General features: G+C 57.8%; 16 protein-coding genes and 1 pseudogene. 13 read left to right on the forward strand and 4 right to left on the reverse strand.

Annotated features, from left to right (window positions below; genetic code table 11):
- The first annotated feature begins 6 nt into the window (after nt 1-6).
- Together ACS3QZ_RS18505 and ACS3QZ_RS18510 are read left to right on the forward strand one after the other, a co-directional pair.
- Nucleotides 7-2,262 (forward strand): arylsulfatase, encoded by a 2,256-nt coding sequence (locus tag ACS3QZ_RS18505; RefSeq protein WP_456039142.1) that lies wholly within the window; start codon nt 7-9, stop codon nt 2,260-2,262.
- A 53-nt stretch (nt 2,263-2,315) separates the two neighbouring features.
- Nucleotides 2,316-4,202 carry an alkyl/aryl-sulfatase gene (locus ACS3QZ_RS18510; protein ID WP_456039143.1) on the forward strand — a complete coding sequence of 629 codons (1,887 nt, stop codon included), beginning with the start codon at nt 2,316-2,318 and terminating at the stop codon, nt 4,200-4,202.
- A 113-nt stretch (nt 4,203-4,315) separates the two neighbouring features.
- Here the strand turns inward: ACS3QZ_RS18510 and ACS3QZ_RS18515 are convergent, their stop codons facing one another.
- The gene (locus tag ACS3QZ_RS18515) at nt 4,316-4,972 is read right to left on the reverse strand and encodes a TetR/AcrR family transcriptional regulator (RefSeq protein ID WP_456039144.1); all 657 of its coding nucleotides are present in this window, start codon (nt 4,970-4,972) and stop codon (nt 4,316-4,318) included.
- A 151-nt stretch (nt 4,973-5,123) separates the two neighbouring features.
- Here ACS3QZ_RS18515 and ACS3QZ_RS18520 point away from each other — a divergent pair.
- The 11 genes and pseudogenes from ACS3QZ_RS18520 (at nt 5,124) to ACS3QZ_RS18570 (ending at nt 18,298) form a co-directional block, all read left to right on the forward strand.
- Nucleotides 5,124-6,035 (forward strand): annotated as a pseudogene (locus tag ACS3QZ_RS18520) (ABC transporter permease).
- Entirely contained in the window at nt 6,032-6,817 is a 786-nt protein-coding gene (locus ACS3QZ_RS18525; RefSeq protein ID WP_456039145.1) for an ABC transporter permease, read from the forward strand. The pseudogene ACS3QZ_RS18520 and the gene ACS3QZ_RS18525 overlap by 4 nt, the downstream one beginning before the upstream one ends.
- Nucleotides 6,817-7,911 carry an ABC transporter ATP-binding protein gene (locus tag ACS3QZ_RS18530; RefSeq protein ID WP_456039146.1) on the forward strand — a complete coding sequence of 365 codons (1,095 nt, stop codon included), beginning with the start codon at nt 6,817-6,819 and terminating at the stop codon, nt 7,909-7,911. The genes ACS3QZ_RS18525 and ACS3QZ_RS18530 overlap by 1 nt, the downstream gene beginning before the upstream one ends.
- A 22-nt stretch (nt 7,912-7,933) precedes the next feature.
- Complete coding sequence (locus tag ACS3QZ_RS18535; protein ID WP_456039147.1) at nt 7,934-8,995, forward strand: ABC transporter substrate-binding protein; 1,062 nt, start codon at nt 7,934-7,936, stop codon at nt 8,993-8,995.
- 60 nt (nt 8,996-9,055) lie between these two features.
- Complete coding sequence (locus tag ACS3QZ_RS18540; protein WP_456039148.1) at nt 9,056-11,122, forward strand: oxidoreductase; 2,067 nt, start codon at nt 9,056-9,058, stop codon at nt 11,120-11,122.
- Complete coding sequence (locus tag ACS3QZ_RS18545; protein WP_456039149.1) at nt 11,119-12,690, forward strand: trimethylamine methyltransferase family protein; 1,572 nt, start codon at nt 11,119-11,121, stop codon at nt 12,688-12,690. The genes ACS3QZ_RS18540 and ACS3QZ_RS18545 overlap by 4 nt, the downstream gene beginning before the upstream one ends.
- Nucleotides 12,683-14,035, forward strand: coding sequence for an aminotransferase (locus ACS3QZ_RS18550; RefSeq protein WP_456039150.1), 1,353 nt, complete (start codon nt 12,683-12,685; stop codon nt 14,033-14,035). Before ACS3QZ_RS18545 ends, ACS3QZ_RS18550 begins: the two co-directional genes overlap by 8 nt.
- 222 nt (nt 14,036-14,257) lie before the next feature.
- On the forward strand, nt 14,258-15,466 hold the full coding sequence (locus ACS3QZ_RS18555) for a M24 family metallopeptidase (protein WP_456039151.1): 1,209 nt from the start codon (nt 14,258-14,260) through the stop codon (nt 15,464-15,466).
- Between the two features lie 620 nt (nt 15,467-16,086).
- Nucleotides 16,087-16,791 (forward strand): ABC transporter permease, encoded by a 705-nt coding sequence (locus ACS3QZ_RS18560; RefSeq protein WP_456039366.1) that lies wholly within the window; start codon nt 16,087-16,089, stop codon nt 16,789-16,791.
- 5 nt (nt 16,792-16,796) lie between these two features.
- Nucleotides 16,797-17,501, forward strand: coding sequence for an ATP-binding cassette domain-containing protein (locus ACS3QZ_RS18565; protein WP_456039367.1), 705 nt, complete (start codon nt 16,797-16,799; stop codon nt 17,499-17,501).
- Nucleotides 17,498-18,298 carry an ABC transporter substrate-binding protein gene (locus tag ACS3QZ_RS18570; RefSeq protein WP_456039152.1) on the forward strand — a complete coding sequence of 267 codons (801 nt, stop codon included), beginning with the start codon at nt 17,498-17,500 and terminating at the stop codon, nt 18,296-18,298. The genes ACS3QZ_RS18565 and ACS3QZ_RS18570 overlap by 4 nt, the downstream gene beginning before the upstream one ends.
- A 48-nt stretch (nt 18,299-18,346) precedes the next feature.
- Here ACS3QZ_RS18570 and ACS3QZ_RS18575 read toward each other — a convergent pair whose 3' ends face one another.
- The 3 genes from ACS3QZ_RS18575 to ACS3QZ_RS18585 are packed head-to-tail and all read right to left on the reverse strand — an operon-like array spanning nt 18,347 to nt 20,594.
- Nucleotides 18,347-18,826 (reverse strand): DUF6505 family protein, encoded by a 480-nt coding sequence (locus ACS3QZ_RS18575; protein ID WP_456039153.1) that lies wholly within the window; start codon nt 18,824-18,826, stop codon nt 18,347-18,349.
- Complete coding sequence (locus ACS3QZ_RS18580) at nt 18,826-19,530, reverse strand: biotin/lipoate--protein ligase family protein (RefSeq protein WP_456039154.1); 705 nt, start codon at nt 19,528-19,530, stop codon at nt 18,826-18,828. The genes ACS3QZ_RS18575 and ACS3QZ_RS18580 overlap by 1 nt, the downstream gene beginning before the upstream one ends.
- Entirely contained in the window at nt 19,527-20,594 is a 1,068-nt protein-coding gene (locus tag ACS3QZ_RS18585) for an Mrp/NBP35 family ATP-binding protein (protein WP_456039155.1), read from the reverse strand. Before ACS3QZ_RS18585 ends, ACS3QZ_RS18580 begins: the two co-directional genes overlap by 4 nt.
- Between the last annotated feature and the right edge of the window lies 1 nt (nt 20,595).

The following is a 20,595-nucleotide window of genomic DNA, read 5'->3' on the forward strand; positions in this document are numbered from 1 at the left end:
ACGTCCATGACTAACGCATCAGACTTCGAGGGTTCCATCAAACGTTATGCGGCCGATTCACGGCCTTGGTGGCCGGAGCGCAAACGCCCGCGCGCGGGTTCCCCCAACATACTCGTGGTGTTGGTCGACGATGTCGGGTTTTCCGATTTCGGATGCTACGGCTCATCCATCCGCACACCGGTGATCGACCGGTTGGCCAGCAATGGTCTGCGCTATACGGGATTTCACACGACCGCCATGTGTTCAACCACCCGCGCCGCCATGTTGACGGGGCGCAATCACCATTCGGTGGGGATGGGGTGTCTGGCAAATTTTGACAGTGGCTATCCCGGGTATCGCGGCAAAATCAGCCGTGAGGCGGGCACCATTGCGGAAATCCTGCGCCCCTCGGGCTATCGTAACTACATGGTGGGAAAGTGGCATGTCACGCCGCTGACCGAAAGTGGAGCAACCGGGCCATTCGACGGCTGGCCGCTTGGGCGCGGCTTTGACCGGTTTTATGGCTTTCTCGACGCCGAAACCGACCAATATTCCCCTGAGTTGGTGCGCGACAACGGCCATATTGACCCACCGGGCACCTTCGAGACCGGCTACCACCTCACGGAAGACCTGTTCGACAATGCCATCGGTTTCATCGCCAATCATATCGCCGAATTGCCCAATACGCCCTGGATGACCTTCATCGCGCCGGGGGCGTGTCACGCGCCGCATCAAGCGCCGTTCGATTTGATCAAGAGTTATCACGACGATTTCCTTCATGGTTGGGATGTGGAGCGAGACCGACGACTGGAGAGGCAAAAACAGATGGGGATCGTGCCTGAGGCCACCGATTTGCCAGACCGGAACCCCGGCGTTCAGGCGTGGGGCGCGCATAGCCCCGACGAACAGGCCGTCTTTGCCCGGCTGAACGCCGCCTATGCAGCCATGCTGGATCATACTGATCAGAACCTTGGGCGGTTAATCGATTTTCTCGAGGCCGCTGGCCAACTTGACAACACCATCACCTTTGTCCTGTCCGACAATGGCGCCAGCCAGGAAGGTGGGCCGTTGGGCTTTGTGAACGCGATGGGCCCCTATAACGGGTTGGAAGAGGACGTCGCCAAAAAACTTGCCCGCATTGACGATATCGGAGGTCCCGACACCCATTCGAACTTTCCCTGGGGGTGGGCCATGACCTCGAACACTCCCTTGCGCCGCTATAAGCAGAACACCCATGGCGGCGGCGTGCGTGATCCGTTGGTGGTCCATTGGCCTGCGGGGCTGAAAGCGCGGGGCGAGTTGCGCCACCAATTCGCACATGTCAGCGATCTGGTGCCAACCTTGCTGGATGTGCTGGGCATCGAAGGCCCCAACCAGATCGGCGACGTGCCTCAGATGCCGTTCGAGGGCGAGTCATTCGCGGCCAGCCTTCACAATGCGAAGACCCCGGCACGGTCTCGCCCGCAGTATTTTGAGATGTTTGGCCATCGCGGACTGTGGGCAGACGGATGGAAGGCGGTATCCTATCATGCGCCCGGCACACCCTTCGAAGTAGACGATTGGGAGCTTTACAACCTTGATCAGGACTTTTCCGAAGTTCACGATCTCGCTGATCAAGAGCCAGAGCGGCTGAAGGCCATGATCGACCTTTGGTGGAAGGAAGCCGAGGCTTGCAAGGTGCTGCCGCTAGATGATCGCTTTGCCGAACGCTTTGCCGAGAACTCGGTGCGGTTTCAAGGTCAGCGAACGGAATTTGTCTTTCATCGCGGAGTGGGGCACGTGCCGACCGATGTGGCTCCCGATGTACGTGCCCGCAACTACGCTATTGAAGCAGACGCAAGTATCCCTGAGGGCGGCGCTGAGGGCGTTCTAGTTGCACACGGTGATGCAACGTCGGGCTATAGCCTTTATCTCCGTGATGGTCATCTTTGCTATTCGATCAACATTGGCGGCTCGGTGACGACGATCATCTCGAACCGGCCTGTTCCTACCGGCGATGTCTCTTTGGGCCTGCGCGCGAAGGTCGAGCCGGGTCTGCCGCATCGTGACTTTGAATTGCTGATCAACGGTGAACCTGCGGGCGCAGGCCGCTCTCCCCGGGGATTTGCGATCCTGATTTCCTGGTCCGGGCTAGACATCGGGCGCGACAGAGGCACGACAGTTGTCGACTACCCCGGCCCGTTCGAGTTCACGGGGCTCCTGCGCAAGGTCACGGTTCACCTCGAAAAGCAGGACAAGATGGACAGCGCCGCGATGAGCAAGGTGGAAATCGCGCGGCAGTGAATGACAATATTCGGGTTGCCCTGAGGTGATCCGTTTCAATCCAGGAGAAGTCAATGTGCAACAAACCGGCAAGCAGCCATACAGCCCAGACCAATCAAGCGCTTCTTGACTTGCTCAATTTTGGTGACCGGCAAGATTTCGAGGATGCGACGCGGGGCTTTGTTGCCACGTTCGACGCCGAGTCCATTCCCAATGACAGCGGTGGCGTGGCCTTTGACCTTTCGCAATATGCGTTCATGGATGGCGACGCTCCGGATACAGTCAATCCAAGTCTGTGGCGCCAGGGGCAGCTCAACCGGATCCACGGTCTCTTCACCATTCACCCGCGCATCCATCAGGTACGCAACGCCGATATCTCCAACATGACGCTGATAGAGGGCGATACCGGCTGGATCATCATCGATCCGCTTTTGTCGGTCGAAACCGCCCGTGCTTCGCTGGCACTGGCCAACGAACACCTTGGTCACCGCGAGGTGCGCGCGGTGATTTATACCCACAGCCACGCCGACCATTTCGGTGGTGTACGCGGCGTTGTGGATGGAGCCGATGTAGCCGCAGGAAAGGTGCCGATCCTCGCGCCGGACGGGTTCATGGACTACGCGATCTCCGAAAACGTTCTGGCTGGAAATGCAATGAACCGGCGCGCACAATACCAATTCGGGATCGGTCTTGAGGCGGGGCCACAGGGGCATGCGAGTTGTGGTCTGGGGCCGCGAATTTCGCAAGGGTCGATCAGCCTGATTCCCCCCACCGACATCGTTCGCGAAACCGGCGAAACCCGGATTGTGGATGGCGTCGAGATCGAATTTCAGATGGCCAACGGATCTGAGGCCCCGTCCGAGTTCATGTTCTATTTCCCGCAACTGAAGGCGCTTTGTGCGTCGGAAGTCACAACGCATAACATGCACAATATCCTGACCCCACGCGGTGCAGAGATCCGCAATACACTTGGTTGGGCCAAGTATATCGACGAGACGATTTCGATATTTGCCGACCGGACAGAATTGATCTTTGCCTCGCATCACTGGCCGCAGTGGGGAAGCGAACGGATCACCCGGTTCCTGATCCGCCAACGCGATCTATATCGTTTCATCCATGACGAAACCTTGCGGCTGGCCAATCACGGGCACACGTTGCACGAGATCCCGGACATGGTGGAGTTGCCTGATGGGTTGCGCCACGATTTTGCCTGTCGCGGGTACTATGGAACGCTAAAACACAACATCAAGGCTGTCTACCAATTTTATCTGGGCTGGTGGGATGGCAAACCGACGACCTATGATGCACTGCCGCCACAGGAAAGCGCCCGGCGCTTTGTGCGAGTGATCGGTGGGGCCGATGCCGTGTTGACAGAGGGTCGGCGAGCGGCGGAAGAAGGCGACTATCGTTGGGCCGCCGAGATCGTTGACAAGCTCGTATTTGCCGAGCCTGACAATAATGCGGCAAAGGAGTTGCAGGCGGATATTCTGGAGCAGATGGGATACCAAGCCGAAGCAGGGACATGGCGTAACATCTTTTTGCTGGGGGCGCAGGAATTGCGCAAAGGTATAGATCGGTCGAACGCGGTCAACACTTCCAACCCGGACGTGCTGTTCAACATGGGGGTCGGCATGGCGCTTGATTTCCTGGGAGTGAAATTCAATCCCGCAAAGGCCTCCGGAGATTTTTCGGTTCTGCTCGAATTCACCGATACCGGGGATAGCTATCTTCTGACCGCGCAGAACGGTGTCTTGTCCAATACCAGGAACCGGCCAGAGGCCGCCAATCTGACCCTTCGTTTGAGCGAAGCCGCCTTTTTCACGCTGCTTGGTCAAATCGCCCCCGTTGAAAGCCTGATCGCGGAGGGGGAATTGCAGCTGGAAGGGGACGCGTCAAAGCTTGCCGCGCTTTTTGGCGCCATGGACGATTTTGACCCATTTTTTGCCATTGTAACCCCCTGATCCAAGAAAAGGAGCGCCTTGCCTCCCGCCGATAGCGGGAGCAGATTAGGTGTGGAAGGCGGAGTGGCCAAACTTGAAAACAACGCTATTTACGCGTTTAAACCGCCAATCGGTTACGCGGTGGACGTACTGTGACCTCGGTCGGCACCTGTTGGGCTCTTACTGAGAATGAGGCGATGCATGTTCTCAGCGCTGGTTGCGGGGTCGCAGAAATGGTTGGGAAAAAGACCCGCTAGGAAGCTGCGTACCAGTTCCGTGGCCCATGGGCGTGAAAAATTCTCCATGTCGGTCAGGTAATGCACCCACATGCCTTCGAGAAGCGCCAGCGTACCATAGGTGGCATCTTCTGCGAGGGTATCCGAGCCCCCTTGTTCCCGGGCAATCTCCTCGAAGGCAAAGCGCACGTTTTGAACTAGGCGTTCGTCCTGAGTGCTGGAGTATTTGGCGATGCCGGGATGCGCGTTGGCTGCGCCGCGAAAGGCGTGCCATATCTTGGTGCTGCGGGGGTTGAGCAATGTCTCCGACAGATCGGCGACAACCACGGCCATTACACGTACCGCTGGGGGCGCGTCTCCAATGTCGATCATCCGGTCCATTTCGGAATAATAGTGATTGCTGAATTGTTGGGCCGCGGCCGTCACGAGATTGTCTTTGCCGCCAAAGTGCAAATGCACCATCCCGCGCGACAATTCGGCGCGCCGGATGATGTTGGTAACAGAGGCCTCGGCCAGCCCACTTTCCGCAATCGTGTCCAGAGTCGCGTCGATCAAGGCTTTCCGACTGGCTACCGGGTCTCGCCGCGCAGCCTTTCGTTGGGGTGTGTCAGTCAAAGAAAAATCACTCATTATCAAGCCAATAAGAGGTTTCTAGCCAAGGATCAAAGATCAGATTGACACAGGCACGGCTCTCGCACAATACTTAATGGACAATCGTCCATTAGTGGGCGAGGGTGAAAGAGAGCTGGGAGGTCCGGTGTTCAAGTTGGGAAGTGAAGCCGCGAAGGGGTAAACCCTCAGCGCGCCCGCCACAGCCTACGTCGGCTTTCTGGTGGCGGCGCCGTTGATTATCCTGATCGCCTATTCCTTCTGGTCCCAGACTTACGTCACGCTGGACAAAACTCTGACGCTCAAGAACTACCGCGAAGCGTTGGCGGACCCTTTGGTGCATCACTTGATGCTGCGGTCGATCTGGATCGCGGGGGCCGTGACGCTGACGACGGTAGCGTTGGCTTATCCCATTGCCTATTTCATCGCGATGAAGGCCCGGAAGAAAACGATCTGGCTTTTGCTGATCACCATTCCGTTCTGGTCGAGTTACCTGTTGCGCGTTTTTGCGTGGAAGTTGATCCTGGGGTTCAATGGCGTGATGAACTCGGCCTTGCTTGGTATGGGTTTGATCGACGAGCCTCTGAGTTTTCTTCTTTATAACGAATTTGCCGTGGTGCTGACGCTGGCCCACGCTTGGGCGCCGTTTGCGATCCTGCCGATATATGTCAGTCTGCAGAAGATCGACCCGAGCCTTTTGGAAGCGGCGACCGATCTGGGCAACACGCCTGTACAGCGGTTCCTGCGGGTAACGTTGCCGCTGACCGTGCCAGGCATCATTGCCGCTTGCCTGATCATCTTCATTCCGACCGTGGGGGATTACGTCACCCCGGCACTGGTGGGCGGATCTGACGGAAAGATGATCGCGAACCTGATTCAGGTTCAGTTCGGTGCGGCCAACAATTGGCCGCTGGGGGCCACGCTGTCGCTCTTGGCGATGATGTCAGTCGGCTTTGTTGCGATTCTTTTCGTCATTGCGGGTCGTGGGCTGGGGAGGCGCATCCGATGAGACGCCCTTCGCTGCTCGTTGTTTACGCGTTCGCCTATCTGTTGTTTCTGTACCTGCCGGTCCTGTTCCTCCCTCTGTTTTCTTTCAACAGTGGCACGATTGTTGCCTTTCCGATCAAGGGATGGACGCTGGACTGGTACCGCAAGCTGGGCGAACAGGATACGTTGATCCAGGCGCTGTGGAATTCGCTGGGGGTCGGAGCGGTTGCGGCGTTGATGGCCACTGCAATGGGGCTTTTTGCATCGCGGGCCTTTGTGCGTTACCGGTTTCGGGGGCAGGCCGCTGCCGAAGGATTGGTAATGCTGCCGCTGGTCATTCCCGGCATTATCGTCGCCTCTTCGATGCTGGTCTTGTTCCTGTTCCTCGGATTGAAGCCTTCGCTAATCACGGTGACGCTGGGCCACACCTTTCTGGCATTGCCCTTCGCTGTATCTATCTTGAAGTCCGCGTTTGACGATTTCGACGTATCGCTTGAGGAAGCCTCCTATGACTTGGGATGCGGTGTCGTCGAAACTTTTCGCCGAGTGACCCTTCCTGTGGTTGCGCCGGGTATCGTGGCCTCGATCCTCGTCACGTTTACCGTCAGCTTTGATGAGTTTGTGCTAGCATTTTTCCTTTCGGGCAACCAGCCGACCTTACCGGTCTATATTTGGAGCCAGATCCGGTTCCCCGCCAAGCTGCCCAACGTGCTGGCGCTTGGGTCTATCCTACTTTTCGTTTCGGTCATGCTTTTGGTGTTGGCCGAGTATTTCCGCCGCCGCTCTTCAACCCGAGATGTCTGATGACCGATAAAAACATCATAGAACTGAAAGCAGTGGAAAAACGCTACGGTAGCTTCCGTGCTGCATCCGACATCGATCTTGATCTTAAAGAAGGGGAGTTCTTTTCTCTGTTGGGACCATCGGGTTGTGGCAAGACCACGGTCTTGAGGATGATCGCCGGGTTTCAGGAGCCGAGCCGCGGCAGCATCCTGATCGATGGGCAAGACATGGCGGGGGTTCCGCCCAACAACCGGCCCACGAACATGGTTTTTCAAAGCTATGCCATTTTTCCGCATCTGAATGTGGCCAATAACGTGGCCTACGGCCTTCGCGGGAGGGTGCCCAAGGCCGAAATCGATGCGCGAGTGACCGAAGTTCTGGAAATGGTGGAGCTGGGTGGATTGCACCAGCGCGGGGCAAACGAGTTGTCGGGCGGTCAGCGCCAACGGGTCGCGTTGGCGCGGGCCTTGATCATGCGTCCCAAGGTGCTGTTGCTGGACGAACCGCTGTCTGCGTTGGACAAGAAGTTGCGTGAACAGATGCAGTTCGAAATGCGGAACCTGCAGCAATCGCTGGGCATCACCTTTGTTATGGTCACGCATGACCAGTACGAGGCCATGACCATGTCCGACAGGATTGGCGTGATGTTCGATGGTCGCCTGATGCAGATCGACACGCCCGCCACTCTCTATGCTCGCCCTTGCAACCGCGCGGTTGCGAGTTTCATCGGTGAAATGAACATCCTGCCAGCGTCGATTTTGGATGATTCCAATGGCCTACTTTCGATCGATACTGCGGGTTTTGGCCGAATGCGCGTAGAGCGAAATCCCAATGCCGGCGGTCATGCCCGCGACATTATTGTGGGCATTCGCCCGGAGCAGTTGGAAATCAAGGCCGAGAAACCGGGCGATTATCCGGCGACCGTGCAAGGCACAGTCAGCAACGTCGCCTTTTATGGCGAGAATATACACTACCACGTGGCGATCGGTGGCATTGACAGACCGATCGCCGTCTCGGTGCCGAACTATTTTCACACGGTCGACTTCAAACGCGGGGATGCGGTGTGGCTGGGCCTTCAGGAGGCCAGCGTCATCGATCTGGGAAAAGACAATTGAAAACAACCAACGGGAGGAAGACATGAAACTAAAGGGTGTTGCAGCATTTGCTCTGGCGATTGCGATCAGCTCAGGCGGTGTAACCGCTGGAGGTGCGGATCTCAGCGTCTTTGACTGGTCCGGCTACGAGGACCCCGGCTTTTTTGCCAGCTACATGGCAAAATACGGCGACGAGGCGCCTAGCTATTCCTATTTTGGAAGTCAGGAAGAGGCGTTTACCAAGCTGATGTCCGGCTTTACCGCCGATCTTGCGCATCCCTGTTCGGATGCGGTGCGCAAATGGGTGGCGGCGGATCTGATCCAACCGCTGGACGAGGAAAAGTTGACCAACTGGACGGACGTTCTTCCGGAAATCAAGGAAGTCGACGGCATCGTGCTGGATGGCAAACTTTACATGCTTCCGTTCGAATGGGGGAATACCGGTCTTATCTACCGAACCGACAAGATTTCGGGGGACGACATTTCGCTTCAGCTTCTGGCGGACCCGGCCTATGCAGGCAAGATCGCCATTCCAGACGCGGCATCGTCGGCTTATGCACTGGCGTCCTTGGCGACCGGCAACGGCGCGGACTACACCAACCTGAGCGACGCGCAGTTCAAAGAAGCCTCGGATTTCCTGCGCTCGATTCATCAGAATGTGCGGTTCTACTGGTCGGATGCAGGGCAACTGGATCAGGCCATGACCAGCGGCGAAATCGAAATGGGATGGGCCTGGAACCAATCGGAGCTGAACCTGATCTGGAACGAGGTCCCCGCCGCAATGATGCGGGACGTGGACAAGGGGATTGCCACGTGGGTTTGCGGTTACGTGCACCTGAAGTCGGCTACCACGCCGGATGAGCAGGTTTATGACCTGCTGAACGCGCTGACCGATCCGGCAAGTGGTCAATACATTATCGACAATTGGGGGTACCCGCACTCCAACGCCAAGGCGTTCGAGATCGCTGACCAGGCCAGTATCGAGGCCTACGGTTTCTCCGACCCCAAGGCCTTTTTTGAAGGCAGCCTATTCTTTGACGCGGTGACGCCCGCGCTTGAGGCCAAGATGCTGGCCGAGTTCGAGCGGATCAAAGCCGGCTTCTAAACCAACCAGACTGCCGGGGACAAAAACTCCCCGGCTGCAGAAAACAGGATTGCACGCGCCATGCCCGACGCGAACCCATACGCTTTGCTTTTCGAGCCGGTCAGGATTGGCCCTGTCACGGCCCGCAACCGTTTTTTTCAGGTGCCTCACTGCACGGGGCTTGGCCATTTGCGCCCCCGTGCCGATGCTGGTGTACGCGGCATGAAAGCCGCAGGGGGCTGGGCGGTTGTGTCGAACCAGGAAACCGAGATTCACCCCAGTTCCGACCTAACGCCTTTTCCCGAGGGGCGGCTTTGGGATGCACGCGACATTCCAGCGTTGCGTCTGATGACGGATGCCGTGCATGAACAAGGAGCATTGGCCGCAATCCAGCTGGCACATAACGGTAATCATGCGAACAACCACCTGAGCCGGGCTCCCTTGTTGGCGCCGTCCGAGATGAGCGTGGACTCGGCCATGCCTAAACATGCGCGCGCCATGGACAAGGCGGATATCCGGGAGTTTCGTCGCTGGCATCGCGATGCTGCGTTGCGCGCAAAGGAGGCAGGAGCCGATATCATCTATGTCTATGCGGGCCATTCGATGTCCATCGCACAGCATTTCATGCTTCCCCACATGAATACCCGCAGCGATGAATATGGGGGGTCGCTTGAGAATCGTGTGCGATTGGCGCGCGAATTGCTTGAAGATACGCGTGAGGCCGTCGGCGACACCTGCGCCGTGGCGTTCCGCTTTGCCATTGACGAGATGCAAGGTGCAGACGGCATGCAGGCCGCCGAAGAGGGGCGCGCGGTGGTCGAACTTCTTTCTGATCTTCCTGATTTGTGGGACGTAAACGTGTCGGGATGGGACAATGACAGCATGACCACCCGGTTCCAATTGGAGGACGGCTATCAAAACGAGGCTCTGGCTTTCGTTAAGCAGGTGACGGGGAAACCCGTGGTAGGCGTGGGCCGATTGACATCTCCCGACCTGATGGTTTCGATGGTGAAAAAGGGTATCGTCGATCTGATTGGCGCGGCGCGTCCTTCGATTGCCGATCCGTTCTTGCCGACCAAGATAAGGGAGGGCCGCATCGACGAGATCCGCGAATGTATAGGCTGCAACATCTGCGTGGCCTCAGACAATCTCGGCATCCCGATCCGATGCACCCAGAACCCAACTATGGGCGAGGAATGGCGGCGCGGATGGCACCCGGAAATCATCTCGGCCAAGGGCGAGGAAAGCGAGGCGCTGGTAATTGGCAGCGGTCCTGCCGGTCTGGAGTGCGCGATGCAGATGGCGCGACGTGGGTACGAGGTCACGCTAGCCGAAGCATCCAGCGAATTCGGGGGGCGCGTGGCCCGCGAAAGCCGCCTGCCGGGACTATCTGCCTGGAACCGCGTGAAGGATTACCGGCTGAACGACCTGTCCCAGCGGGGGAACGCGCGCATGTTCACCGACAGCCCGCTGGATGCCGCACAAGTGGCGGAGCTGGGGATTACCAATATCTTCGTTGCGACCGGTGCGCATTGGCGGCGTGATGGCGTTGGCCGAAATACCCAGCGCAAAGCGCCGTTGATCGAGCCAGATGCAAACATCTTGACGCCTGACGATATTTTGTCAGGGCAAATGCCAGCCGAAGGGCCGGTTCTGATCTACGATGACGATCATGTCTATTTGGCTGGTGTGATTGCCGAGAAGCTGGTCGCCTCTGGCATGCAGGTGACCCTTGTCACGCCGGAAAGTCTGGTGTCGAGCTTCACAGTGAACACGTTGGAACAGCATCGCGTTCAGGCGCGGTTGATCGAGTTGGGGGTGGATATCCATTGCAACAAGACACTGGCCTCACTTGATCGCAATGGCGCTACGCTGAGTTGTGTCTTTACCGGCAAACCGACGCAAGTGAGTTGTGCATCTGCGGTGCTAGTCACCGAACGCATACGCGATACCGCTCTGTACACTGCCCTAAAGCCGCTTGGACTGACCACACTCGAATTGATCGGCGACGCAGCACAACCGGGCCTGATCGTGGATGCGGTATTCTCCGGGCACCGCGCCGCCCGAGAGTTTGAACGCCCAATGCAGGACACCGACAAAGATTGGTTCCGCCGGGAAATTATCGATCTTTGTGAGGAAACATCATGAGCACCACATCTTCATCGCCCCGTTCGCGCCGCCGTGGTGGCGGGCGGGCTGCCCGCATCGCTGTGCAGAAGGCTACGACTGGCAATGAAGCGGTTCAGGGTGGTTTGGCGGGCGGACGGTACAAACCGCTCAGCCAGCGCGACATGGAACACATCCACAATGCCGCCTTGACGGTATTGGAAAAAACGGGTGTTTCAGATCATTTTCCCGAATTGCTTGACTTGGTGCTTCCTAAGGGGGCGGTGCTCAACGCGCATGATCGCCTCTGCTTTCCCCGCGCCCTGATGGAAGACCTTTTGTCGGTCGCGGCTAAAGAGTTCTACGTGTTTGCCCGCGGTGAGCGCGAAGGCAAGGACGACATGCATTGCACCGGCGAGAGCGTCTATTTCGCCAACTCGGGGACAGCGGTCACGACCTTTGACGCCGAGACCAGTACCTATCGACCGTCGGTTCTGCGGGATGTCTATGATTTCACCCGGTTGGTGGATCAGCTTGAAAACATACACATGCTGGGCGACACGGTGCTGGCCACTGACGTGACCGACGACTTCGCCCATGACATGAACACGATCTACGCGATGCTGGCGGGAAGTCAGAAACCGGCCTGTCTGACCTTTCGGGATCGCAGCCACATCCCACATGCAATCCGCATGTTCGATCTGGCCTCCGGGGGCGAGGGCAGTTTCATGAAGAAACCGAGCGTGATCTTTGGTGGGTGCCCCATGGTGTCACCACTGCGGATCGGGCGTGAGAATATGGAGATATTGATCGACACGGCCAAGCTGGGCCTCACTGTTGATCTGGCTGTGCCGCCGCAGGCGGGGGCCACCGCGCCGGCCACGTTGGCCGGGACGCTTGTCCAGACCGTGGCCGAGACATTGGCCTGCGTGGCGATCGTCAATCTGATCACGCCGGGGTGCTCGGTCTGTTTTGCCGCTTGGCCCTTTATCACCGACCTGCGCAGCGGGTCCTTCACAGGAGGTAGCGGTGAACAGGCTCTGATCGGCGCCGCGGCGATCCAGATGGGCAATTTCTATGGCCTTCCAACCTCTGTGGGCGCCGGTATGACCGACGCCAAGGTGCCAGACGCGCAATACGGGCTGGAGAAGGCGCTTACGTTTTCGCTTGCGGCACATGCAGGGGCCAACCGCTTGTGCGAGTTTGGGGGGATGATTGGCAGCCTCATGGGATGCAGCTTCGAAAGCATGGTCATTGATGACGAAGCCGGCGGCATGATCCTGCGCACTTTGCGCGGGATCGAGGTTTCGGACGAAACCATGGCGGTGGATGTGATCCACCAATGTGCCATAGATCCCGGCCACTTTCTGGGCAATCCACATACGCTCACCTACATGAATTCAGAGTTTGTCTATCCGCAACTCATGGACCGGGAACGCACCGATACCTGGGAGAACGAGGGCAAAACTGATCTTCTGGAGCGGGCGCGGAACAAGGCGAATACGATCCTGGGGTCTCATTTCCCCAACTATTTTGGTGCAGCCGACGCCCAAGTGCGAGCCGAATTTCCGATTATCTTGAGCACCGAGGAGATGGCACGCCGTGGATAACACCGACGTCAGAAGCTGGGACAACACACATTTCGTACATCCATGGGAAGGCATGTCGGCCCTAGGACAGAACGAGCGGACGTTTGTGGAGACGGCCAACGGCATTCACATCTTCAATGGCAACGGAGAGCGATTGATCGATGGTCCGGGGGGCATGTGGTGTACCCAGATTGGCTACGGACGAGAGGAAATGGCCGAGGCAATGGCGGAACAGGCGCGCCAGTTGGCCTATTTTTCGCCTTTCAACAATACCAACTCGATCGCCGCCCGGTTTGCCCGCGAACTCGCCCGCCGGTCACCGGGTGATCTCAATCATGTGTTTTTTACCACCGGCGGATCGACGGCCGTGGACAGCGCTCTGCGATTTGTCCAATTCCGGAACAACCTATTGGGGCGGCCTGAAAAGAAGATCGTGATCACGCGGCAGAAAGCGTATCACGGTAGCACTTATCTTGCAGCCGGTGTCAGCGGGAAGGAGCGTGATCGTCTGTGGTTGGACAAGGCCGACCAATTCGCCCATTTCCTGCCGGATGTGAACCCGCTTTATCGCGGCGAGGGACAGAGCATTGCGGAGTTTCTTGAAGAAAAGATCGCGGACCTTGAAAACGCGATCCTGACACTTGGGGCGGACCGGGTCGCGGCATTCATTGCCGAGCCGATCCTCGCCTCCGGAGGCGTTATCGTGCCGCCTGAAGGGTACCACCGGCGCTGTCTCGAAGTTTGCCGCCGCCATGATGTGCTTTATATCTCTGATGAGGTTGTAACCGCATTTGGTCGATTGGGGCATTGGTTCGCGTCCGAGGACGTGTTTGGTATTCGGCCGGATATTATCACCTGCGCCAAGGGCTTGACCTCGGGCTATGCACCGATGGGGGCGACGCTGATTTCCGACCGGTTGATCACAGATGTTGCAGGGCGCGATGCGACCTTCTCAAACGGCTATACCTATTCGGGACACCCGGTTTGCGCTGCTGCAGGGCTGACCAGCATGGAAATCATCGAGCGAGAAGGTATTCTTGAACATGTCCGCACCATCGCGCCGGTGTTCCAAGAGCGGCTTCATGGCTTGTCTCGAATCGGCATTGTCACTGACACGCGCGGCATGGGGTTGATGGGATGCGTCCAATGTTCCTTCGACGGCGACAAGCACAGCGCGCTTGAGGCCGATTATTATATTGGCGCGCGCATCGATGCCGAATGCCAGAAACGCGGGCTTTTAGTGCGTCCTATCGTCAACATGTGTGTGATGTCGCCGCCTCTGATTATCACCGAAGATCAGGTACACCAGATGTTTGATATTCTTGAGGACGGGATTCGCGCCGCGGAACGGTGTGACGGACGGTAGGCGGGGAAAGTGCTTGCGGGATAGGTTTAGGCCCATGGGCGAAGTGTTTCAGGTCTAACACTCGAAAACGACATCGCCAGGGCGCAAACGGTCTGGAAAACGCGCCCGGTGGCTGGCATTATGCGCAAATGCTTTAGGCGATGGCGTCGCCACGCTTCCTTGGAACGGAAGCGCGCTTTCTTTCCAGTCCTGAACGCCGGGACCTTCTTAACGGAGGTCGAAATGACTGCACGTCCAGAATTCTATCGTTTCCACAATGGCGAAAAAGCCGGTTTGCAATTTGCCGACAGCGAGTACGAAACGCGCGTCGCGGGATTGCGCGGTATTCTTGCGCAGACCGGCACCGATGCCGCCGTGTTCACGTCCATGCACAACATTTCCTATTACTCGGGCTTCACCTATTGCGCATTCGGACGCCCCTATGCGTTGGTCGTGACGCCGACGGAATGCGTGACGATTTCGGCGGGGATTGATGCGGGACAGCCCTGGCGGCGATGCTATGGCGACAATATCACCTATACAGACTGGCAGCGTGACAACTATTGGCGGGCCATCTTGTCGGTGACAGGTTCTGGCAAGATGATCGGGTACGAGGCAGACCATCTCACACTGTTGCAGCAGGGCAAGATGCAGAGCTTCCTGTCGCCCGCCGGAACTGTTGATCTCTATGAGGCGACCATGCGTCAACGCATGGCCAAATCGCCGGCAGAAATCGAGATGATCCGCGCCGGCGCCGCGGTTGCCGATGTCGGAGGCTATGCGATCCGGGATGCGGTCAAGGAAGGGGTGCGCGAAATCGACGTGGCCATGGCGGGCCGGGATGCTATGGAGCAGGAAATCGCACGGCGGTTTCCGGATGCCGAGTATCGCGATACGTGGGTTTGGTTTCAGTCAGGCATTAACACGGATGGCGCACACAACCCGGTGACTGGTCGCGTCTTGCAGCGTGGGGATATTCTGTCCCTGAACACGTTTCCGATGATCTCAGGCTATTATACAGCGTTGGAACGCACGATGTTCGTTGGCGAGGTCGACGATGCCAGTCTCAAGATCTGGGAAGCTAATATCGGTGCTCATGAATTGGGGATTTCACTTCTGAAACCGGGGGCGTCCTGCGCTGAGGTGACAGATCAGATTAATGCGTTTTTTGCAGAACGTAACCTTCTGGAATACCGCACTTTTGGCTATGGTCACTCCTTTGGAGTGCTTTCGCATTATTATGGCCGCGAGGCTGGGCTGGAGCTGCGTGAGGATATCGATACGGTGCTGGAACCGGGCATGGTCATTTCTATGGAGCCAATGCTGACAATCGCCGATGGGCAGCCCGGCGCGGGTGGCTACCGGGAGCACGACATTCTGGTGATTACGGAAGACGGCAACGAGAACATCACGGGCTATCCCTACGGCCCGGAGTTCAACGTGGTGGGCTAGTGAACACCTTTTTGGCTCGTGGTGCTTCTTAATCAATCGAGAGTGGTCCCGCCAATTTTGGTGGGACCGCTATTCAGGGTTGGATGTGGCCGGCAGGTCTGGAAACGTCCGTACGCGGTGCTGAAACTGCGGGCTAGTAACTGTTTGCTCGCTCAAAGAGCAGATGCGAAGATTTGCGATTTGGGGTGCTTCCGGTCCGGAAGCGAAAGTGTCGAATGATCGGGTGGCGTGGCGGTTGTGCCAGGGTGAACCGAAGCAAAAAAGGCGCCCGGCGTGGGCGCGTGCTACTCGAAGGGCAGTCACATTGGGACGAGATTTTCTGGTACGCAGGTGATCTTTCAGCGGTCAGATGAAAGTGCGAAACAGAGCGACTCATGAGCTTGCGGCCTCGGCTCAACGCCCCGTGTCACCCTGCGATTCCTCCAACCCTGACGGGAGCAGGTGGTCGCGGTTGGACATTATTTCAGCTCGGTTAACATGCGAAGAACTGAATCTGGTCAATTTGTCCGGAAGCGCGGATTGCTGGCTTTTAGTCGTTTTTTCCCGTCGAGGACTGTGGTTCGATGCGCGATAACGGTCAGCAGGTCGATACCTTGGAGGATGGAGGATACAGCGCAAATATGTCCGATTTTTGGGATGGCTTGTCTCAGGCTTGGATTCTCCTTTGGACCCTGGATGCCGATCTGGTGGAGATCACCCTGCGGTCGCTGCAGGTGACGTTGACCGCGTTGGTCATCGCCTCGGCCATTGCTCTGCCGCTTGGCGCGTTTCTCGCAGTGCGCCGGTTCCGGATGCGGCGGTTGACCATTGCGGTGATGAATGCGTTGATGGGGTTGCCGCCGGTCGTGGTTGGGCTTGTCGTCTACGTTTTGCTAAGCCGCGCGGGCCCCTTTGGCGTTCTTGGGCTCTTGTTCACGCCGACGGCCATGATCATAGCGCAAGTCATCATTATCGTACCACTGATCGCGTCGATCGCTCACCAGGCTCTGCGCGAATTGTGGTCGGATTACCATGATCTGCTGATTTCATTGAATACCAGCCACGTACAACGGATGTCAGCACTGTTGTGGGATGGGCGCAGAGCACTCCTGACTGCGTCGCTTGCCGGATTTGGCCGCGCCATCGGTGAAGTTGGTGCCATCATGATTGTTGGTGGCAACATAGACCATCACACACGGGTGCTCACGACTGCGATCGCGCTCGAGACAGGCAAAGGAGACTTCGCGCTGGCGCTGGCACTTGGGTTCATCCTGATCGGTCTTGCAATAGCCGTGAATCTTGCGATCCATTGGTTGACGAGGACGGAACAGGAGGGGCGCTGGTGAGTGACATGTTTCCCCTGATCGTCGAAGGCGCGCTGACACGACGGCGTGGCAAGGTGCTGGTCGGTCCCGTCGACCTGCAGCTGGAAGCCGGAGGCGTGACAATTGTCATCGGCCCCAACGGTGCAGGCAAGACGTCGCTGTTGCGGATGCTTCATGGTATTGCGCGTTTGAACGCGGGGCGCATCGAATGGGCCTGTGGACAAGAGCGTGCCCGCGAAAAACAGGCTTTTGTTTTTCAGACGCCGGTGATGCTGCGCCGGTCTGTGCGGGACAATTTGGCGTATCCGTTGCGCCTTGCCGGGGTGGCGCGGCATAAGGCGCGCGAGCAGGCTGACGCGATGGCCAAGAAAGTCGGGTTGGGCGATGCACTTGGCCGACCTGCCACTGTCTTGTCTGGTGGGGAGCGTCAGAAGCTTGCGTTGGGGCGGGCACTAATACGGTCGCCACAAGTGCTATTTCTGGATGAGCCTTGCGCCTCATTGGATGGGCGGGCGATGCGTGAAGTCGAAGAGATTTTGCAAACTGCTGTGCAGGATGGCGTCCGCCTGATCATGTCTACGCATAACATGGGACAGGCGCGGCGATTGGCAAGTGACGTGCTGTTTCTCTTGGGAGGGCAGATCCATGAACAGGGTAGCGCGTCAAATTTTTTTGAAACACCTCAAACAGCGCAGGCGCGCGCTTTCTTGAACGGAGATATTGTAGAATGAAGACCTTTTTTGTTGCCGTCGCCGCGGTCGTAGCGATGTCCGCAACGGCGTGGGCGGAGGACATGAAAATGGCAGTCACGACGTCGTTTCATAATTCGGGACTGTCCGACATCCTGCTGCCTGCAATTCAGGAGGATCTGGGGCTTGAGGTACAGCTTCTTGTTGTTGGAACCGGCCACGCGCTTCGTTTGGGGGAAGCCGGGGACGTCGACGCAATCCTTGTACACTCCAAGAAAGCGGAAGAACTATTCCTTGTCGCTGGGCACGGCACGCACCGTCGCGAAATTATGTATAACGATTTTGTCTTTATCGGGCCAAAGGCGGATGTGGCCTATGTCGCGGATGCAGCGAATGCGGCTCAGGCATTGCAGCAGATCGCCAGCGCCGAAGCCATGTTTGTCAGTCGGGGCGATGACAGTGGAACGCACAAGAAAGAGTTGAGCCTTTGGGCAAGCGCGGGTCTGGATCCACATAGCTTGGGCGATTGGTATCGTGCCGTGGGTGCAGGCATGGGAGCTGCTTTGAATACCGCGTCGGGCATGGATGCTTACATCATCTCGGACAGGGCAAGCTGGTTGAATTTTGGCAACAAAGGGGAGTTGGCATTGCTTTACTCAGGTGACCCCGTGCTGTTCAATCAATATGCCTATATCCCTGTGAATCCAGACAAACACACGCATGTGAAAAACGATCTGGCGATGAAGCTTGAGAATTGGTTGGTGTCGGATCGGGCGAAAGACCTGATCAACACCTATGCGATCAATGGTGAAACGCTTTTTGTGTTCAACGCCAAGTGATCGCACCCGCACCGAAAAAAAGGCCTGGGGTGCCTCCTTGGGCCTATTTTAGTCGTCCAGTGAACCGTGTATCGCAAATTGTTCCAGACCGGCGTCTTGCGTTTCGATCACACGATAGGATTCGCGCACGCCTCCTGGTGTCAGGTCGCGTGCGACAGTGAGGAGTGTGTTGGCGTCGTGTTCATCGCACAGGTCAAGCATATGCCTCAGTTCTTCGGCGGCCACGGGGCGGGCTGTGTCGACATCCGGCGCACCATAGTAGGTTACAAAATGCTGGGCCAGCAGGTCAGTCAGCCTTTCGATCTCCGCAGGCTCGATCGGAGTGACGGCCACAAATGTCACCCTCCCGGATGTTTCGAGACCGAACCATCCGTTCGAAAACGCCTGACGGGCCTTGCCGACAAGGTCGGCTTCGGACCAGTTCGAGAATTCGAACCCACCAGAGATGCACCACTCGCCGGTGCGGGCCGCGTTGGAAAAGACGCGCGTATCGCTTTCGTCAAAATGAATGGCGCGGGCCAGTTGCATCAAAGGTCCTCCAGTAGCGTATGCAAGTGGAATAGGTGGGTGGTGTTTTGGTCGCGCAAGAGCATCCCGAATTGCTCATCGACCCCGACGAAAACTCCGACGACGTCGCTTTGTGCGGTTTCCTCGCCTAGGCCATGGGCCAGGCCACGCCATTCTGCATGCAGAGGTCTTGTTCCTTCCTCTTCCCACCGGTTTATCCAGCTCAGGGTATGACGTGCCCAGCTTTCAACAAGGAGCGGTGCCTCAACATCGGCGCAGCCCTCTGCGTAAAGCGCGGTTTGATCCGGCGTGTGCCCCATATCTTCGGAGGCGGGCCAGAGCGGTAGTTCGAATCCGACGACCAGCCAATTCGGTATCTCTGTCGGGGTGGACGTGCTTGCCGCCGCGCGCATCCGGCCACATGTCGCGCCGTTGATGCGCAAGCCACCGCCCCATTCCAGATGTACCGCAACTTCCGGTGGCGCGAGCGCTCCAAGCGCATTCTGGAACCCTACGGCGCAGACGGGCAGCATGACCATCGCGTCGGCCAAGGGCACTTCGGGGGCAAACACCAGCGCGGCCTTCAAAGTGTCAGGGGCGAGATTGTAGACGATCAGCCCTGCGTCGCAGCCTGCCGCAGCCTTCAGACAGGCCGTGAGGAACGGATCCTCGTCACCTGTAACGGATTGCCCGGACATGAGTGGAGGGAACACCATGCTGTTCATACGGCACCTTGCGAAATGAGGTCGCGGGCGACCTCTTGAAAACCCGCAGCTTGCGCGCTGTCCGGAGCGGACACAACAATGGGCGCGCCGCCATCGGCGGCAATCCGGATGTCCAAGTGCAACGGGATTTCGGCGAGCAGCGGAACCCCGAGCTTTTCTGCCTCCAAGGCGACACCACCGTGTCCGAAGACGTGCTCCTCGTGACCGCAGGACGAACAGATATGGGTCGACATGTTTTCGATCATACCGAGGATGGGCACGTTCAGCTGACGGAACATGTCGATGCCTTTTCGAGCGTCCAAGAGCGCCACATCCTGAGGTGTGGACACGATGATCGCGCCGTCGACATGTGCTTTCTGTGCCAGTGTCATCTGCACGTCCCCGGTGCCGGGCGGCAGGTCGACAAGCAAGACATCGAGCGCGCCCCATTGCACCTGCATCATCATTTGCTGCAGGGCTCCCATCAGCATTGGTCCCCTCCAGACAACGGCCTGATCGTCATTGGTCATCAAGCCGATCGACATCATCGTCACGCCATGATTGCGCATGGGAAGGATGGTTTTGCCGTCAGGGCTGGAGGGACGACCGGAAACACCCAGCATTCGGGGTTGGCTTGGGCCGTAGACATCCGCATCCAGCAGGCCGACACGTTTTCCCTCAGCCGCAAACGCACAGGCAAGATTGGCAGAAACAGTGGATTTGCCCACGCCACCCTTGCCGCTCGCAATGGCGATAATCCGTGTCACTCCGGGGATATTCTCAGGTCCCTTGGGTTCGGATTTTCTCGAGGGTTTGAGATCAGGTGGCGCCGACGGGGTGCTGTGCCCTGTCAAAACCACCGAAACACTCTCGACGCGGCCAAGCGCGCTGATCGCGGCCTCCGCCTGCTCCTTGACGGGAGCATAGGTGTCGGCCTTGGTCGGATCGATCTCCATGACGAAACGTACTGTTCCGGAATCGATATTGAGGGCGCGTACGACGCCTGACGAGACGATATCGCCGTGCCCGGCAGGATCGGCAATCTGTTTCAGAGCGTTCAGAACGGCTTCTCGCGAAAGTTCCAAG

The organism is Shimia sp. W99, assembly GCF_053851455.3.

What these genes read in the sequence shown, in the direction of transcription:
- ACS3QZ_RS18505 (WP_456039142.1), top strand. Translation starts at nt 7, where the DNA reads ATGACTAACGCATCAGACTTCGAGGGTTCCATCAAACGTTATGCGGCC.
- ACS3QZ_RS18510 (WP_456039143.1), top strand. Translation starts at nt 2,316, where the DNA reads ATGTGCAACAAACCGGCAAGCAGCCATACAGCCCAGACCAATCAAGCG.
- ACS3QZ_RS18525 (WP_456039145.1), top strand. Translation starts at nt 6,032, where the DNA reads ATGAGACGCCCTTCGCTGCTCGTTGTTTACGCGTTCGCCTATCTGTTG.
- ACS3QZ_RS18530 (WP_456039146.1), top strand. Translation starts at nt 6,817, where the DNA reads ATGACCGATAAAAACATCATAGAACTGAAAGCAGTGGAAAAACGCTAC.
- ACS3QZ_RS18535 (WP_456039147.1), top strand. Translation starts at nt 7,934, where the DNA reads ATGAAACTAAAGGGTGTTGCAGCATTTGCTCTGGCGATTGCGATCAGC.
- ACS3QZ_RS18540 (WP_456039148.1), top strand. Translation starts at nt 9,056, where the DNA reads ATGCCCGACGCGAACCCATACGCTTTGCTTTTCGAGCCGGTCAGGATT.
- ACS3QZ_RS18545 (WP_456039149.1), top strand. Translation starts at nt 11,119, where the DNA reads ATGAGCACCACATCTTCATCGCCCCGTTCGCGCCGCCGTGGTGGCGGG.
- ACS3QZ_RS18555 (WP_456039151.1), top strand. Translation starts at nt 14,258, where the DNA reads ATGACTGCACGTCCAGAATTCTATCGTTTCCACAATGGCGAAAAAGCC.
- ACS3QZ_RS18560 (WP_456039366.1), top strand. Translation starts at nt 16,087, where the DNA reads ATGTCCGATTTTTGGGATGGCTTGTCTCAGGCTTGGATTCTCCTTTGG.
- ACS3QZ_RS18565 (WP_456039367.1), top strand. Translation starts at nt 16,797, where the DNA reads ATGTTTCCCCTGATCGTCGAAGGCGCGCTGACACGACGGCGTGGCAAG.
- ACS3QZ_RS18570 (WP_456039152.1), top strand. Translation starts at nt 17,498, where the DNA reads ATGAAGACCTTTTTTGTTGCCGTCGCCGCGGTCGTAGCGATGTCCGCA.
- ACS3QZ_RS18575 (WP_456039153.1), bottom strand. Translation starts at nt 18,826, where the DNA reads ATGCAACTGGCCCGCGCCATTCATTTTGACGAAAGCGATACGCGCGTC.
- ACS3QZ_RS18580 (WP_456039154.1), bottom strand. Translation starts at nt 19,530, where the DNA reads ATGAACAGCATGGTGTTCCCTCCACTCATGTCCGGGCAATCCGTTACA.